This is a genomic window from Pseudoalteromonas sp. OFAV1 (genome assembly GCF_021532595.1).
GTDB classification, from domain to species: domain Bacteria; phylum Pseudomonadota; class Gammaproteobacteria; order Enterobacterales; family Alteromonadaceae; genus Pseudoalteromonas; species Pseudoalteromonas lipolytica_C.
In genome coordinates, this window is sequence record NZ_JAKGBG010000001.1 from 233,751 (window position 1) to 249,203 (window position 15,453).

A 15,453-nucleotide genomic window follows, 5' to 3' on the forward strand; every position below is an offset into this window, starting at 1 on the left:
AAGGAGAGCCGGCTTGGGCCGGCTTTTTTGTGAATGAAGGAATTTGAATTAATTAACCGTTACTTTAAAGGTCGCGGTATCATCCGTCGTGATGTAAACCTTGGTATAGGTGATGATTGTGCGTTGGTCACTGTGCCAGAAAACTGTCAATTAGCTGTGACAACCGACACATTAGTTGCAGGTGTACACTTTTTTGATGACATTTCTCCTCGCGCCCTTGGGCATAGGGCGTTAGCTGTTAACTTAAGTGATTTGGCTGCAATGGGTGCTGAACCTACCTGGATTTCAGTAGGATTGACCCTGCCTGAAGTGAATATGGAATGGATTGAGCAGTTCACAGAAGGTATGCATGAAATTGCGGAATACTTTAATGTGCAAATTATCGGTGGAGACACTACACAAGGTCCGCTCACAATTACTATTTGTGCCAAAGGTATTGTGCCTGAAGGCAAAGCATTGCGTCGCAGCGGTGCAAAGGTAGGTGATTGGATTTATGTGACCGGGCCACTGGGTGATGCAGGTGTTGCTATCGAAGCACGTAAGCAAGGTTTCGACATCGCGCCTGAGCATTTGAGTTATTTAAACAATCGTTTCGATTACCCGACTCCGCGAGTTGCAGCTGGGCAGGTATTACGAGGTGCGGCTTCAGCTGCCATAGATATCTCTGATGGTTTATTAGCTGATTTAGGTCATGTATTGGCGCTTTCGCAAGTCGGTGCAGTGATCCATGTTGATAAAGTACCTGTGTCTGATGCTGTCAGCGCATCAATTCCACGCCCTGAACAGTTTGACTATATTTTAAATTACGGCGACGATTACGAATTACTTTTTACTGTGCCTGAAAGCAATAAAAGCATGGTTGATATGAAACTTCGTCAATATGGCGTCGAAGCCAGCTGTGTTGGGCAAATAAAAAGTGGCGAAAGTGAAATTGAACTACTACTTGATGGTGAAAAATTTAACTATCAAGGTAAAGGGTTTCAACACTTTGCAAAGGAGCCGGTTTGAGTAGTAACCGATTATTTAATTTAAAACGCCCACATCAATTATTTGGTTTGGGTTTTGGTTTAGGCCTAGCACCTAAAGCACCTGGCACCTTTGGTACTTTTGCTGCATTACCATTTATTTTTACAACCATGTACTTTCCGCTATGGTTACAGATTGTATTTGCAATTGTGATCAGCGTATTTGGTATATGGGCTTGTGGTAAAACAGCAGATGACTTAGGGGTGCATGATCATCCTGCCATTGTTTGGGATGAAGTTGCTGGTTATTATATCACCATGATTGGTGCTGCACTTAGTTGGCAGTCATTGTTAGTTGGTTTTTTATTGTTCCGCTTTTTTGATATCGCTAAACCAGGCCCTATTCGTATTCTCGATAGGCGTTTACACGGTGGCTTGGGCATCATGGCTGATGATATTTTAGCAGGTATTTTTTCATTAATTTGTGTACAGGCTTTGTTTAAAGCTGGCTATTTACCCTTTTAAACGATTAATACAGTGTTACTTGGTGGCAAGTATATGATGCGATTTTTAGTTGTCTGTTTGTTGGTGTTATGCAGTATGCCTGCGTTTGCATCTATTACTGACTACGTCGTCAAACAATGGAATATCCAAAACGGCTTGCCATCTCAATCTCTTAAGAGCATAGCTCAAGACGAGCAAGGCTACATGTGGCTGGGTACTCAGTTCGGTTTGAGTCGCTTTGATGGTAATACTTTCACCAACTTCAACACACAAAATAGTGATTTCTTGCCAAGTAATGGTATTAACAAGCTATTAGTTGATAGTACGGGGTTACTTTGGGTTGGCACTAAAAACGGGATAGTAACCCTCGATCCAAGAACGATGATGTCGCAAACCTTTAATGTTAAAGGCCCAGTACGCGACATTCTTGAAGACTCTAAAGGCAGTATCTGGATTGCAGCCAACGGCCTTTATTATGTTGCACGAAATCAAGTCACCCTAAACCAAAACTCTGCGTTAGTCGTGCCAGTATCAAATGCTACGGCAATCACGCAAATAGTTGGTTCAGTGAGCCAAATGGCGCTGTCGCCAGAAGGTATTTGGCTGGTTAACGAGCGTCACTTATTGCGTTTAACTAATACTTCATCTGATTTTGCAAAGCTGCGCCTAGAACTTACCGCAAAAGTCTCTCTACCTGAGCGCCTAGCGCAAACCATCATTCATGATATGGCGTGGCTTGAGGGTAATTTATACCTTGCCTCTGAGCTTGGTGCCTACTTTCTTGATTTAGATGACGAGCTGCGTCCATTCCCACTTCCTAACGCGAGTAACTCTGCCGTTTACAAGTTTATGAGCGACTCAGATGGAGCGTTGTGGATTTCAACTTATGGCCGTTTACTCTTTAGAGATAACTCTGGGGACTGGCAATGGGTTGAGCCAAGTCAGCTTGATCAAAGTATTTGGTTTGCAGATATTTTCCGTGATAATCAAAATAATATTTGGCTGGCAAGTTTCAGTGAGGGGTTATGGCTTGCTCACGAAGGGCGTATTGAGCGCCACTCAGCTATTTCAAATATGACAGAAGCGGTGATGGCGATTAGCCAAGCACCTGATGGCAAACTATGGGTGGCTAACCGCAGTGGTGTCGGCTACTTCGATTACAATAAGAATTTTGTAAATCAAATACCAAGTAATCAGTTTGGTCGGGCTGCAGTTCACGATTTGCAGTTTGATGGTGATCGCTTATACATTGCTACAGGTCGCGGTGTTTTTTACTATGAGAATCAAACCTTGTATACAGTGCCAGGACGAGCACTGCGCGATAACCCTGTATTCGCAATTAGCCGTTCTAGTAAAGGCGGTTTTTGGCTCGGTACTGGTCGCGGTATGTACCGTTTAAGTTACGGTGGCTTAACACCTTTTGCTTACAATGCGTTCTTGAGCAGTAAATTTATTACCTATGTGCTTGATGAGCAAAATTTTGGCTTAATAGGTACCAGTAAAGGGGCTTATTACTTTACTGACCGTGGTATTGAAAAAATTGGTGACCAAACCAGTTTAGAAAGCGCTTATGTCACCAGTATTTTAAATATTGAAGGGGTGGGGATATTAATTGGCTCTCTTAACGATGGTTTATTTTATCGCAGCACCCAAGGTCAGTGGCGTCAACTTGATGCAACAGACGGCCTACCGTACGGCTCGATTTTCAGCCTTGTTTATGACAAACAGTTAAAACGTATTTGGGTAAGTACCATGAAGGGCGTTTACCGCATGCCGGTAGAGCAATTTGGTACTGATATAGAGAGCTTAAAAGTAGAGCAAGTGATCTCATCATTTGACCGACAATTAGATGGTAAAGCCAGTCAGTGCTGTGCTGGTCTTGGCCATGATGCTGTAGCAGACACAGGTAACTCTATTTGGTACCCAAGCTTACAAGGGGTAGTTGAAATACCTAAGAGTGTTGAGCTTTTTGGTGTGCAAGCGCTTAAGCCGCGTATTGAAAGTATTATTACGCCGCTGCGAAGCTTAAGTACCGCTACTTTAGGTGATAAACCTGAGCTACAAATTGATGAGCGCGATGTGACAATCAAATATACCGCAATTGATTATTTTGCTCCTTCAAGTATTGAGTTTAGATATCGACTGAGTGGTTTAGACAGTGATTGGCGCTATGCAAACACCCGCCGTGAGGCTATTTATACAAATTTACCGCCGGGGGCATTTTTGTTTCAGCTTGAAGCCAAACGTGGTGGTGAAGATTGGCAAAAGGCTCGTCGTACCGAGTACACATTCGTTGTTCCACGTCGCTTTGACGAGACCATTTACTTTAGACTCTTGATCACAAGTAGTTTTATTTTACTGTTCTACCTCGTGTTTTGGGTGTTTAGGGCGCAAGAGAAGCGTAAACAATTAGCACTTGAAAGCTTAGTAACAGAGCGCACCGTAGAGCTTCGTGAAGCCAACGATAAGCTCAATCAAGTAAATTCTCAGCTTAAGTTAGTCAGTCACTCAGATGAGCTAACGGGGCTTCGTAGTCGTCGCTTCTTGTTTGATCAGCTCCCTAAAGATATTGAACATTTCCAACGTAATTCGCAATCATTGCAAGCACAGGGTAAGTCGTTGGTGCTACTGATAATTAACCTTGATAACTTTAGCCGCATCAATGATTCCTATGGACCACTTGCAGGCGATAGTTGTTTACAGCAAATGGCGACATTGTTGAATAGCCGGACACAAGGCTCAGACTATGTCGCACGCTGGAGTGGCGATGAGTTTTTACTCTTATTACGTGATTTCAAACGTACAGCTATAGACAATTATGTTGCTGACTTGTGTGAAGCAATTGCAGCAAACCCATTTAGGCTACCAAATGGGGAATCGACCACCATCACTGCGTCTATTGGCTGGTCTTTCTATCCATTACCTTTATTGGGTGGTCAAGTGATTGGCTGGGAAACGTCTGTTAATTTAGCTGATATCGCGCTACACCAAGTGAAAAAGCGCGGTGGTGATGGCGTTGCAAATATTACCTTTGATGAACAATTAGATGCTTTTGAGTTTGAGCAAAATAATAATGTTGATAAACAACTGGGTGTTCTTCAAGAAACAGGTCTTGCTGATATTAAGGTTTGGATGCGCTAATATAAACGATGACAAAAAAGGAGCCTTAAGGCTCCTTTTTAGTTTTATTAGTGTACGGCTTAGGCCATAAACTCTTTGATGCTAGTTAAGATACCGTTTGCATCTAAGCCCATTTCTGCGTGCATTTCGTCTTGAGTACCATGCTTAATGAATTCATCTGGAATACCTAAGTTCAAGATAGTCACATTTGCTTTAATTGCAGCTAAGTACTCATTCACAGCAGAACCCGCACCGCCAGCAATGGCGTTGTCTTCTAGGGTAACAATTACATCGTGGCTACTCAACAACTCGCTAATAGTCTCTGTATCAAGAGGCTTAATGAAGCGCATATCAATCACTGTTGCATTAAGCTCTTCAGCAGCTGATTTGGCGTTTTCTAGTAGCGTACCAAATGACAAGATTGCCACTTTACTACCTTGTTTGATACTTCGCGCCTTACCAATTTCAATCGCACTCATTGTTGATTCAACATCACAATTGCCTGCGCTACCACGTGGGTATCGTACGGCAACAGGCTGATTGCATTGGTAACCTGTATACAGCATCTGGCGGCACTCATTAGTGTCGCTTGGTGCCATGATAATCATATTAGGAATACAGCGCATAAAGCTTAAATCGTAAGCACCTTGGTGAGTTTCACCATCAGCACCAACAATCCCGGCACGGTCAATAGCAAATAAAACCGGTAGGTTTTGTAATGCCACATCGTGAATAAGTTGGTCGTACGCACGTTGTAAAAAGCTTGAATAAATAGCAACAACAGGCTTCAGTCCTTCACAAGCAAAACCAGCTGCAAGCGTTACAGCATGTTGCTCAGCAATTGCTACATCAAAGTATTGCGCTGGGTACTCTTTAGAAAAACGAACCATGCCTGAGCCTTCACGCATAGCAGGAGTAATCGCCATTAGCTTGTCATCTTGTGCTGCCATATCACAAAGCCAGTCACCGAACACATTTGAGAATGTGGCAGCGCCAGGTTTTGATTTTGGTAATTTAGACATGCTCGGATCAAATTTTGGTACGCCATGGTAACCAATTGGATCCGCTTCAGCAGGTTTATAACCTTTACCTTTTTGCGTTTTAATATGCAGTAGCTGAGGGCCTTTAAGGTTACGCATATTACGTAAGGTATCGACCAACATATTGACATCGTGACCGTCGATTGGGCCGATGTAATTTAGGCCTAATTCTTCAAAGAATGTGCCCGGAATGACCATACCTTTTAGGTGTTCTTCCATGCGGCTGGCAAGTTCTTTCACTGGCGGTAAACCCGAAAGAAGTTTTTTACTGCCTTCGCGAATATTGGTGTAGAAGCTACCAGACAAAATACGTGCAAAGTGGTTGTTTAGGGCACCTACGTTTTCTGAAATCGACATTTCATTATCGTTTAAGATAATTAACACGTTAGGGTTTACATCGCCCATGTGGTTCATCGCTTCAAATGCCATACCAGCAGTAATTGCGCCATCGCCAATAACAGCAACCGTTTTACGATCTTTACCTTCTTTTTCAGCGGCAATAGCCATGCCGAGCGCTGCAGAAATAGAAGTACTTGAATGACCAACACTGAAGGTGTCGTAAGGGCTTTCTTCACGGAATGGGAAAGGGTGTAAACCGTCTTTTTGACGGATAGTATGCATTTGGTCACGGCGACCCGTTAAGATTTTGTGCGGGTATGCTTGATGACCCACATCCCATACTAAACGATCTTCAGGGGTGTTATAGACATAATGAAGGGCCACTGTTAACTCAACAGTACCTAAACCTGATGCTAAATGACCACTACTTTGCGAAACTGAATTAAGCAGGTATTCGCGTAACTCTTTACTAAACGCAGGTAACTTATCTTGCGCAATATCACGCAGTTGTGCTGGTTCGTCAACCAAACTTAATAATGGATACTTGCTACTATCAAGTGTCATGATTTTATATACATCCTTCGCTAACCAGAGTGCATTATAGCCCATTGCTGCTCTGATTTTTTAGTTATTTTGTCTTTCTTTTTTAGACGTTAATAATTACGCTCAACAATATAGCTAGCAAGGCTTGCCAGCTCGCGGGTGTCGTAATCAATAGCCTCAAGTGCTTTATGAGCCCGAGCCAATAAGTCTTGTGCTTTTTGCTTAGCGCCTGCCATACCTAATAATGCAGGGTAGGTCGCTTTATTGGCCGCAATATCTGAACCTTGCGGTTTGCCTAACGTTTCGGTGTCTGCCTCTACATCGAGAATATCGTCCTGTACCTGAAAAGCCAGACCAATTGCTTGACCAAACAAATTAAGCTGCTTTAACGTTTGCTCATCACATTGCGGCGCGGCCAAAGCCCCCAAGGTGATTGCACAGTTGAGTAATGCGCCAGTTTTAAGTTGATGAATACGTTCTAGTTCTTCGACTGTAATTGCTTTATCAGTAGCTTCAATATCAAGTGCCTGACCACCTACCATACCCTCTATACCTGAGGCTTTGCTTAACGAGGCGATCATTCTTACCTGTTGTGTCGTAGGTACTGCAAACTGATGGTTAGCAATTAAATCAAATGCTAATGTTTGAAGAGCATCACCGGCGAGAATAGCTTGCGCTTCACCATAAACAATATGACAAGTAGGGCGGCCACGTCTTAAGTCATCATCATCCATTGCTGGTAGGTCATCATGAACTAATGAGTAGCTATGAATACACTCAATAGCAGCGGCAAGAATATCAAGGTCAGCTTTGTCAGCTCCCATCATGCGGCCCGTCGCATAAACGAGGTAAGGACGTAAGCGCTTACCACCATTTAAAACGCCGTAATGAGTGGCTTCTTTAATGGTTTTTTCAGTGTTTAGTGGCAGTTCGAAATAGCGATTTAAATGTGCTTCAACGTCTTCTCGAGCGCGTTGTAATTGTTCTTTTAATTGCACTTAATTAGTCCAAGTTTGAGTCAAAGTTGCTAAGAGGAGCTTGGCTATCGTTACCCATTAATATGGCCACTTTTTGTTCGGCTTGTTGTAATTTTCCAGATGAGGCATTCGCAAGCGCTATACCACGCTCAAACTGTTTTAGCGATTGTTCTAAAGACAGTTCACCTTGCTCCATTTGTGCAACAATCTTAGATAATTCATCCAGTGCTTCTTCAAAACTCAAGTTTTCTGGTTTCTTTGTTGCCATAGTGGCCTCGATAGCTAATAGAAAGTGAGGCCAATTTTAGGGGGAATGCTAAACTAGGTCAAAGAATGATGTGTTTTTTTGCGCATAAAAGGAAATCAATATGCTATTTTTACGGTTTTAGAAGTAGCGGCAACTTGTAGCTTAAAAATCTTACATTAAAATAAAATTAATTCATTTAATGATTTAAGTAATTCAATTGCTTGCCGATAAGCAGTTAATAATAAAAATTTGATGCCGTTGGTGTCGTGTATTTGTTCCTCTGGAGGGGTATGTGGATTTAGCAACCATAATAGGTATTCTTGGTGCCATAGGCTTAATTGCTATGTCGATGGTATTAAGTAGTGACGGCCAAGTTGCAATGTTTTATAACACGCCTTCGGTGGTCATTGTATTTGGTGGTTCGATTTTTATCGTGTTATCGAACTTCACTATGGGGCAGTTTTTGGGCATTGGTAAGGTCGCTGCAAAAGCCTTTATGTTCAAAATTGAATCGCCAGAAGAATTAATTGAAAAAGCAGTAGAATTAGCTGACTCAGCACGTAAAGGTGGTTTCTTAGCATTAGAAGAAGCCGAAATCCCTAATGGCTTTATGCGCAAAGGGGTTGATATGTTAGTGGATGGTCATGATGCTGATGTAGTTCGTGCCACACTGCAAAAAGATATTTCCCTCACCGCTACTCGCCATGAACTTGGTGCAGGCTTATTTAAGTCGCTTGCCGATATCGCTCCTGCGATGGGGATGATAGGCACGCTAATTGGCTTGGTTGCAATGTTATCTAACATGGATGACCCAAAAGCAATTGGTCCTGCAATGGCTGTAGCTCTTTTAACAACACTTTATGGTGCTTTTTTGGCAAACGTTGTTGCAATTCCAATTCAGGTAAAACTAGAGCTGCGTAAAGATGAAGAAGCCCTCAACCAACGTTTAATTCTTGATGCGGTACTGGGTATTCAAGATGGTCAAAACCCGAAAGTAATTGAAGGCATCTTGAAAAACTATTTAGCTGAATCAAAACGTAAAGTCGATACCGAGGAGTAGGGCATGTCAGATCAAGAGTGCAAATGTCCACCTCCGGGGTTACCTGCCTGGATGGGAACCTTCGCAGATTTAATGTCGCTATTAATGTGCTTCTTTGTACTCTTGCTTGCTTTCTCGGAAATGGATGTTCTTAAATTTAAGCAGATAGCAGGTTCAATGAAGTTTGCTTTTGGTGTACAAAATAAAATTGAAGTAAAAGATATTCCAAAAGGGACCTCGGTCATTGCAATGGAGTTCACTCCGGGCAAACCTGAACCTACTCCTATCGAGACAATTCAACAACAAACCGTAGAGATGACACAACAAATGCTCGAGTTTCAGGCTGGTGATGAAAGCTCTGCAGGTGGTCGTCAAGAACAGCGTGGTAATAAGCGTGGTGGGGAATCACAAAGCACTGCTCAGCAACAAGCAATGGAGCAGTCAATTTCTGCAGCAGATCAAGAGCAAACGAATGAGCTTGTGAAGAAAATTGCCCAACAGCTTGAGCAGCAAATTATGGATGGCGCGATTGAACTTGAGTCACTAGGTCAGCAAATTATCATTCGCATTCGTGAGAATGGTTCATTCCCATCAGGCAGTGCTTTCTTACAGCCTAGGTTTAAACCTATCATTCGTGATATTGCTACGCTGTTAAAAGATGTGCCGGGTGAAATAACCGTGTCAGGGCATACAGATGATTTCCAAGTATCGAATGAGCTTTATACAAACAATTGGGATTTGTCGTCAAAACGTGCTGTTGCAGTTGCTAGCGAAATGGAAAAGGCCCCCGGTTTTGATAAATCTCGTATGATGGTTGTAGGTCACGCAGAAACAAGGCCACTAGTACCGAATGTAACCGATGAAGATCGTAGGCGTAACCGACGAGTCGAGATCTCTATTATGCAAGGTAAGGCGCATGAATCTGAGCCTATTGATGTGAGGCAATAAATCAATTAAAGTGAAACTTCATTAACAGATGTAATGGAGTATACAAATGAAAAAAGTTGATAAATATAGCTATATGCCAGGCAATGGTGATGGCGGTGATGACGATAAAACTGATTAAGGCGCTACATTTTGCCTGACTGGTTTGTAGAAATTAGAGTTATCTTAAGCAATAGCTGGGTGTTCATTTTGAGCCCAGCTATTATTATTTTTTATCTTCGTAAAGATTGGCCTGCTTTTTATTTCTCTGTTATTACTGCTGCTTTTTTCCTTTATGGAACTCTTATTTATTCTGCTTTAAAAGAATTTGATGACATTTATATCTGGCGCTATGTAGTCTGGGCTTTTAATGATATTGCTTGGATGGCAATCATTGCTTATTTAGGTATTAAAGACAAAGTCTACTTATGGCAAAGTGTGTTGGGACAACTTGTTGTTATTATGGCGCCAATTTTACAACTGTTCCGTTTGGTCGACCGCCATCTTTGGGATTTATCATACAGTACCTACATGTATAAGACCCTGCTACCGCTAATCAATATTGGTACTGTGGTCGTTTGTTACCTACCACTTATCTATCTCTTTACTCGACGAAGTCAGCAAGCTTAAGCGATTCCTAAGTTAAAAATCCTGTGCTAGACTACTGTTTATAAAAACAGTATTTAGTGTTACTTTATGAAACTTTACATTGCCGAAAAACCCTCCCTAGCACGGGCCATTGCAGATGCGCTGCCAAAACCACAGAAAAAACAGGATGGTTATATAGAGCTTGCTAATGGTGATTGTGTTTCTTGGTGTGTAGGGCATTTGCTTGAACAAGCAGAGCCCGATGATTACGATGCAAGTTTTAAAAAGTGGCGATTTGAGCACTTACCTATCGTGCCAGAACAATGGCAATTAAAACCTAAAGCAAAAACCCGTAAACAACTCACTGTATTAAAAAAGCTGATCAAGCAGGCAAGTATCATAGTTCATGCAGGTGACCCTGACCGTGAAGGCCAGCTATTGGTTGATGAAGTAATTGATCAGGTCAAACTAAGCCAAGCTAAAAAACAGCAAATTCAACGACTCTTAATCAGCGATTTAAACTTAAGTGCAGTTAAAAAAGCACTTAATAATTTAAAATCGAATCGCGATTTTATTCCCTTAAGTGTATCTGCTTTAGCTCGCTCGCGTGCTGATTGGCTATTTGGTATGAATTTAACGCGAGCTTATACGCTAGCTGGGCAAAAAGCTGGATTTGGTAATGTGTTATCTGTTGGGCGGGTACAAACACCTATTTTAGGCTTAGTTGTAAATCGTGATAATGAAATAGCGAACTTTGTAGCAAAACCTTTTTATGAAGTATTAGCTCATCTTGAAACTGAGCAGCAGCAAACTTTTTCTGCTAAATGGCAGCCAAGCAAAGCATGCGAACCTTATCAAGATGAAGAAGGGCGGGTATTACATAGAGGACTTGCTGAAAATGTTGTGTCACGCATAACTAATCTGCCAGCTAAAGTAGTTGAGCTTGAGCAGAAGCAAAAAAAGCAACAAGCGCCGCTACCTTATAACTTATCAGCTTTACAAATCGATGCGGCTAAAGCGTTTTCAATGCCTGCGCAAAAGGTGCTCGATACCTGTCAAAGTTTATATGAACGTCATAAGTTAATTACTTATCCTCGATCAGATAATCGCTATTTACCAAAAGAGCATCATAAAGATGCAGCTAAAATTATTGCTGCTATTGCTAATAATGAAGGGCAAGCAAGTGAAGCTTGTAAGCAAGCTGATACGAGCAAGCGTAGTAAATGTTTTAATGACAGCAAAGTTGCAGCTCACCATGCGATAGTACCTACCGAAAAACAACTTCGCTCAGCAACATTAAATAGTGATGAACAAAAAGTCTATCGGTTGATCTGTCGTCATTATTTAATCCAGTTTTATCCAGACTATGTATTTAACGAAACCAAAGTAACGGTTGAAATTGCAGGTGGGCTTTTTAAAGCAGCTGCTAAACAAGATGTTAGCCTAGGCTTTAAAACATTGATGGGCAAAACAGAGTTAAAAGATGAGCAAACCTTGCCTGCTCTTGAAAAAGGTCAGTTGCTGCATTGCAATCAAGGCGAAGTGATAGACAAAATGACGACACCGCCAGCGCATTTTACTGATGCTACCTTATTAAGTGCTATGACAGGCATCAGCCGGTATGTGAAAGATCCTGAAATTAAAAAGATCCTTAAAGAAACCGATGGCTTAGGCACTGAGGCTACACGGGCAGGTATTCTTGAGCTTTTATTTAAGCGCCGCTTTTTAGAGCGTCAGGGTAAAAACATTTTAGCAACGGCAACAGGAAAAGCACTCATTAGTACATTACCAGAGCAGCTTGCTAGCCCTGATTTAACAGCTAAGTGGGAAGCATCATTAGGGAATATAGCTGAGCAACACATGAGTTATCAGCAGTTTTTAACGCCATTACTGGCAGAGCTGCATGCTTTAGTTGAGCAAGCAAAGCAGTGCGACAGTCAAGTATTTTCCCAATTACCAAAAACGCCGCAAAAGCGACGTTTTAAAAGAAAAGCTAAGCCTAGAGCTAAGTCAGCCTAAACTAGTTTTTGTTGAACAGGGCAACCGCGGCATTACTCATCGCAGTAATCCCAGTCGGGAGCGCCTTCTTGTAATCAGGTGCAAACTTACTTGAGTGTAAAGACGGTAATGTTGCGCCAGATTGCATTGCTGCATCATATTGACTCGGTTCAACACCGCCTAACCAAAACAAAGTAATTGGTACGTTTTGTTCTGTACGACCGTATAGACCAAAGTCTTCACCAGCCATTACAGCTTCAGTTTCAAGTACATTGTCTTCACCAATAGCATTAGCAATTGCTGAACGCACTACATTGGTTTGTGCAGGGTTATTGTAAGTCGAAGGAATTGATTCATCTTCATGCACAAATACTTCAGGAGCTAAGCTTTCATCAAGTCCGGCACTTAATGCGATGCCTTTAGAAATTCGTTTAATCGCAGCGATTTGTTGCAAGCGTACTTCAGGGTTATAGCTACGCAGTGTTAATTGCAGTTTTACTTCATCTGAAATGACATTGTGTTTAGAGCCCCCGTGAATAGAACCTACCGTGATAACCGATGGTTCAAGTGGTGACAATTCGCGACTAGTAATAGTTTGCAGCGCCAACACAATACGTGAAGCAATTACAACAGGGTCTATTGTTGTGTGTGGGTAGGCACCGTGACCGCCTTTACCTTTTACAGTAATATCAACAGAGTCAACGCTTGCCATCGTATATTCTGTTTTCATGCTAACTTTGCCAGCAGGAACACTGGCACTAACATGTAAACCAATAACATGGTCTGGAGTAGGGTACTTAGTAAATAGCCCCTCTTTCAGCATGGCTTTTGCACCGCCTCCTACTTCTTCTGCTGGCTGTGCCACCATCATTAAAGTGCCTTGCCACTGATCTTTGTGTGTCATTAACTGTTGGGCTGCGCCAATAAATGAACTCATGTGAATATCATGACCACAGCCATGCATTACGCCAACGGTTGCACCAGCATCATTAGTAACAGTTACTTTAGAGGCGTATGGCTTACCAGTTTGTTCAACAATTGGTAAGCCGTCAGTATCAGTGCGGATCATGACCGTAGGGCCATCACCGTTCTTATATATCCCAACAACGCCGTAACCACCCACATTATCTGTAACAGTAAAGCCCAGTTGTTTTAATTGCTTTGCTAACTTTTGGCCTGTTTTCTTTTCGTGGTATGACAACTCAGGAGATTGATGCAAATCTAAATAGAGCTCTTCAATCTCAGGCATGGTTTTTTGAAGATTTAAATCGAGCGTTGTTGCTTGCGCGAATGGACTAAGAAGTAATAAAGCTGCAGAAATAGCAGATAATTTCATAATGACCTCGACCCGTAGGACTTGTAATTGTTATGTTTGCCACTATATCAAAACTTAAATACTTATATAGTGCAATCAATCAAATGAATAATATGATAAATCTTACCCCGCAAAATTTGCAGCAAGCACTGGGTGAAACGTCCGCTGAAAAATTAGTGTTACTTACTTTTTACTCTGCACAAAATCCAGAGTGTCATCAACAAGCTGCTATTTTAGAGAAGATCGCACACGAATATGGTGAACATTTATTAGTAGCAACGTTAGATTGTGATGTTGAGCAGGCACTTGCAAGTCAACTTGCACAGCAAATAGGTTTGCAAGCACTACCCACTCTTGTGATGTTAAAAGACTCAGCGCCTGTTGATATGTTACCTGGTGCTCAAACAGAACAGCAAATTCGTGATGCGTTAGCAAAGCATTTACCCGCACAACATGAATTATTACTTGAGCAAGCTAAACAAGCGTTAATTAATCAGGATTTAAATAATGCATTTAGTTATGCAAAGCAGGCATACGAGCTAGATCCAAACCATACTCGTGTAAAGTTAGTATTAGCTGATATCTGTATTCAAATTCATAAGCTAGATGATGCGCAAGCATTATTAGATTCGGTTGCAGAAAATGAACGTGATGCGTATTTCACAAATATCCAAGCTAAATGTGAACAAGCGTTAGCAGCAACAGATTCACCAGAAATAAAAGCACTACAAGCGAAAGTAGAAAAATATCCAAATGATCTTGAGATAAAACTAGAGCTAAGCAATGCCTTAAACATTGCAGGTCGCAAAGAAGAAGCACTTGAGATGTTATTTACTGTGCTTAAAAAAGATCTAAATTACGCGGATGCAAAACCAACATACCTAGAAATCATTGCCTCCTTACCTGATGGTGATGCACTTGCTTCTAAGTATCGCCGTAAATTATATAGTATATTGTACTAAATCTAGTGTTGATTGATAAAAGCGCCACTTAAATACAGGCGCTTTTTTATTTAAAAAAACTTGCGTATTACCTAATTTCGATAATACTTAAGATCCTCTCGAGAAAAGTTGGCTGTATTTTATACAGTAAACTATGTTTTTTACTGCCTTTAGCTTGTTTTTTGCGCGAAAGGTAAGTTTTTAGTAGTTTTCTACAAAAAGTGCTTGCGTTAATTCTTCGCATCCCTATAATGCGCATCCACTGACACGGCGGGCAGCAATGAAAAGCGCTGAACAAACTGACAGAGAGTTAAGTAAAACTTCGGTTTAAAACGGTCTAAAAAGAAAGTTTGAAATTAAGTGTTGACTCGAAAAATTAAGGATGTATTATACGCATCCCTAGCGACAACGTCGCAACGTTCTTTAACAATATAAAGCAATCATCTGTGTGGGCACTCGTACAGATTGAGTTCTAACAGCAGATTCTAGTTCGCTAGATGACGCAAACAAATTTAGAGTCTCAATTTCTTATGAGTGACTATATAGTCAATTTATACAGAATTCATTGAGCACGAAACTTCGGTTTCAAAAAACTTTTAATTGAAGAGTTTGATCATGGCTCAGATTGAACGCTGGCGGCAGGCCTAACACATGCAAGTCGAGCGGTAACAGAAAGTAGCTTGCTACTTTGCTGACGAGCGGCGGACGGGTGAGTAATGCTTGGGAATATGCCTTATGGTGGGGGACAACAGTTGGAAACGACTGCTAATACCGCATGATGTCTACGGACCAAAGTGGGGGACCTTCGGGCCTCACGCCATAAGATTAGCCCAAGTGGGATTAGCTAGTTGGTGAGGTAATGGCTCACCAAGGCGACGATCCCTAGCTGGTTTGAGAGGATGATCAGCCACAC

12 protein-coding genes and 1 rRNA gene are annotated in these 15,453 nt (G+C 41.7%); 9 read left to right on the plus strand and 4 right to left on the minus strand.

The features are described 5' to 3' along the window. The first annotated feature begins 33 nt into the window (after window positions 1–33). Genes thiL through L1267_RS01085 form a run of 3 tightly spaced genes read left to right on the plus strand, consistent with a single transcriptional unit; the run spans window position 34 to window position 4,610 of the window. Window positions 34–1,008, plus strand: coding sequence for a thiamine-phosphate kinase (gene thiL / locus L1267_RS01075; RefSeq protein ID WP_135923690.1), 975 nt, complete (start codon window positions 34–36; stop codon window positions 1,006–1,008). Further along, complete coding sequence (locus L1267_RS01080; protein WP_135923691.1) at window positions 1,005–1,490, plus strand: phosphatidylglycerophosphatase A family protein; 486 nt, start codon at window positions 1,005–1,007, stop codon at window positions 1,488–1,490. Before thiL ends, L1267_RS01080 begins: the two co-directional genes overlap by 4 nt. A 33-nt stretch (window positions 1,491–1,523) precedes the next feature. Further along, the gene (locus L1267_RS01085; protein WP_135923692.1) at window positions 1,524–4,610 is read left to right on the plus strand and encodes a ligand-binding sensor domain-containing diguanylate cyclase; all 3,087 of its coding nucleotides are present in this window, start codon (window positions 1,524–1,526) and stop codon (window positions 4,608–4,610) included. A gap of 59 nt (window positions 4,611–4,669) precedes the next feature. Here L1267_RS01085 and dxs read toward each other — a convergent pair whose 3' ends face one another. The 3 genes from dxs to L1267_RS01100 all read right to left on the minus strand — a co-directional run bounded on the left by dxs (window position 4,670) and on the right by L1267_RS01100 (window position 7,756). Next, window positions 4,670–6,532 (minus strand): 1-deoxy-D-xylulose-5-phosphate synthase, encoded by a 1,863-nt coding sequence (gene dxs, locus L1267_RS01090; protein ID WP_135923693.1) that lies wholly within the window; start codon window positions 6,530–6,532, stop codon window positions 4,670–4,672. Window positions 6,533–6,621: 89 nt separating this feature from the next. Next, the gene (ispA, locus tag L1267_RS01095; RefSeq protein WP_199526877.1) at window positions 6,622–7,509 is read right to left on the minus strand and encodes a (2E,6E)-farnesyl diphosphate synthase; all 888 of its coding nucleotides are present in this window, start codon (window positions 7,507–7,509) and stop codon (window positions 6,622–6,624) included. A gap of 4 nt (window positions 7,510–7,513) precedes the next feature. Continuing rightward, window positions 7,514–7,756, minus strand: coding sequence for an exodeoxyribonuclease VII small subunit (locus L1267_RS01100; RefSeq protein ID WP_199526878.1), 243 nt, complete (start codon window positions 7,754–7,756; stop codon window positions 7,514–7,516). A 271-nt stretch (window positions 7,757–8,027) separates the two neighbouring features. Here L1267_RS01100 and pomA point away from each other — a divergent pair, with 271 nt between their 5' ends. The 4 genes from pomA to L1267_RS01120 all read left to right on the plus strand — a co-directional run bounded on the left by pomA (window position 8,028) and on the right by L1267_RS01120 (window position 12,305). Beyond that, entirely contained in the window at window positions 8,028–8,795 is a 768-nt protein-coding gene (gene pomA / locus L1267_RS01105; RefSeq protein ID WP_135923695.1) for a flagellar motor protein PomA, read from the plus strand. A gap of 3 nt (window positions 8,796–8,798) precedes the next feature. Then, window positions 8,799–9,722 (plus strand): flagellar motor protein MotB, encoded by a 924-nt coding sequence (locus tag L1267_RS01110; protein ID WP_135923696.1) that lies wholly within the window; start codon window positions 8,799–8,801, stop codon window positions 9,720–9,722. A 129-nt stretch (window positions 9,723–9,851) separates the two neighbouring features. Next, window positions 9,852–10,328, plus strand: coding sequence for a hypothetical protein (locus tag L1267_RS01115; RefSeq protein WP_135923697.1), 477 nt, complete (start codon window positions 9,852–9,854; stop codon window positions 10,326–10,328). A 66-nt stretch (window positions 10,329–10,394) separates the two neighbouring features. Then, entirely contained in the window at window positions 10,395–12,305 is a 1,911-nt protein-coding gene (locus tag L1267_RS01120; RefSeq protein WP_235381841.1) for a DNA topoisomerase III, read from the plus strand. Between the two features lies 1 nt (window position 12,306). Here the strand turns inward: L1267_RS01120 and L1267_RS01125 are convergent, their stop codons facing one another. Beyond that, on the minus strand, window positions 12,307–13,620 hold the full coding sequence (locus L1267_RS01125) for a M20 metallopeptidase family protein (protein ID WP_235381842.1): 1,314 nt from the start codon (window positions 13,618–13,620) through the stop codon (window positions 12,307–12,309). Window positions 13,621–13,703: 83 nt separating this feature from the next. Here L1267_RS01125 and L1267_RS01130 point away from each other — a divergent pair, with 83 nt between their 5' ends. Both L1267_RS01130 and L1267_RS01135 read left to right on the plus strand, forming a co-directional pair. Continuing rightward, entirely contained in the window at window positions 13,704–14,561 is an 858-nt protein-coding gene (locus L1267_RS01130; protein ID WP_235381843.1) for a tetratricopeptide repeat protein, read from the plus strand. 576 nt (window positions 14,562–15,137) lie between these two features. Further along, window positions 15,138–15,453, plus strand: a 16S ribosomal RNA gene (locus L1267_RS01135); the annotation flags it as partial.

Bases quoted from the DNA above. Each gene is read 5' to 3' on its own strand.
- thiL (WP_135923690.1), top strand. From the start codon at position 34: ATGAAGGAATTTGAATTAATTAACCGTTACTTTAAAGGTCGCGGTATC.
- L1267_RS01085 (WP_135923692.1), top strand. From the start codon at position 1,524: ATGATGCGATTTTTAGTTGTCTGTTTGTTGGTGTTATGCAGTATGCCT.
- dxs (WP_135923693.1), bottom strand. From the start codon at position 6,532: ATGACACTTGATAGTAGCAAGTATCCATTATTAAGTTTGGTTGACGAA.
- L1267_RS01100 (WP_199526878.1), bottom strand. From the start codon at position 7,756: ATGGCAACAAAGAAACCAGAAAACTTGAGTTTTGAAGAAGCACTGGAT.
- L1267_RS01110 (WP_135923696.1), top strand. From the start codon at position 8,799: ATGTCAGATCAAGAGTGCAAATGTCCACCTCCGGGGTTACCTGCCTGG.
- L1267_RS01120 (WP_235381841.1), top strand. From the start codon at position 10,395: ATGAAACTTTACATTGCCGAAAAACCCTCCCTAGCACGGGCCATTGCA.
- L1267_RS01125 (WP_235381842.1), bottom strand. From the start codon at position 13,620: ATGAAATTATCTGCTATTTCTGCAGCTTTATTACTTCTTAGTCCATTC.
- L1267_RS01130 (WP_235381843.1), top strand. From the start codon at position 13,704: ATGAATAATATGATAAATCTTACCCCGCAAAATTTGCAGCAAGCACTG.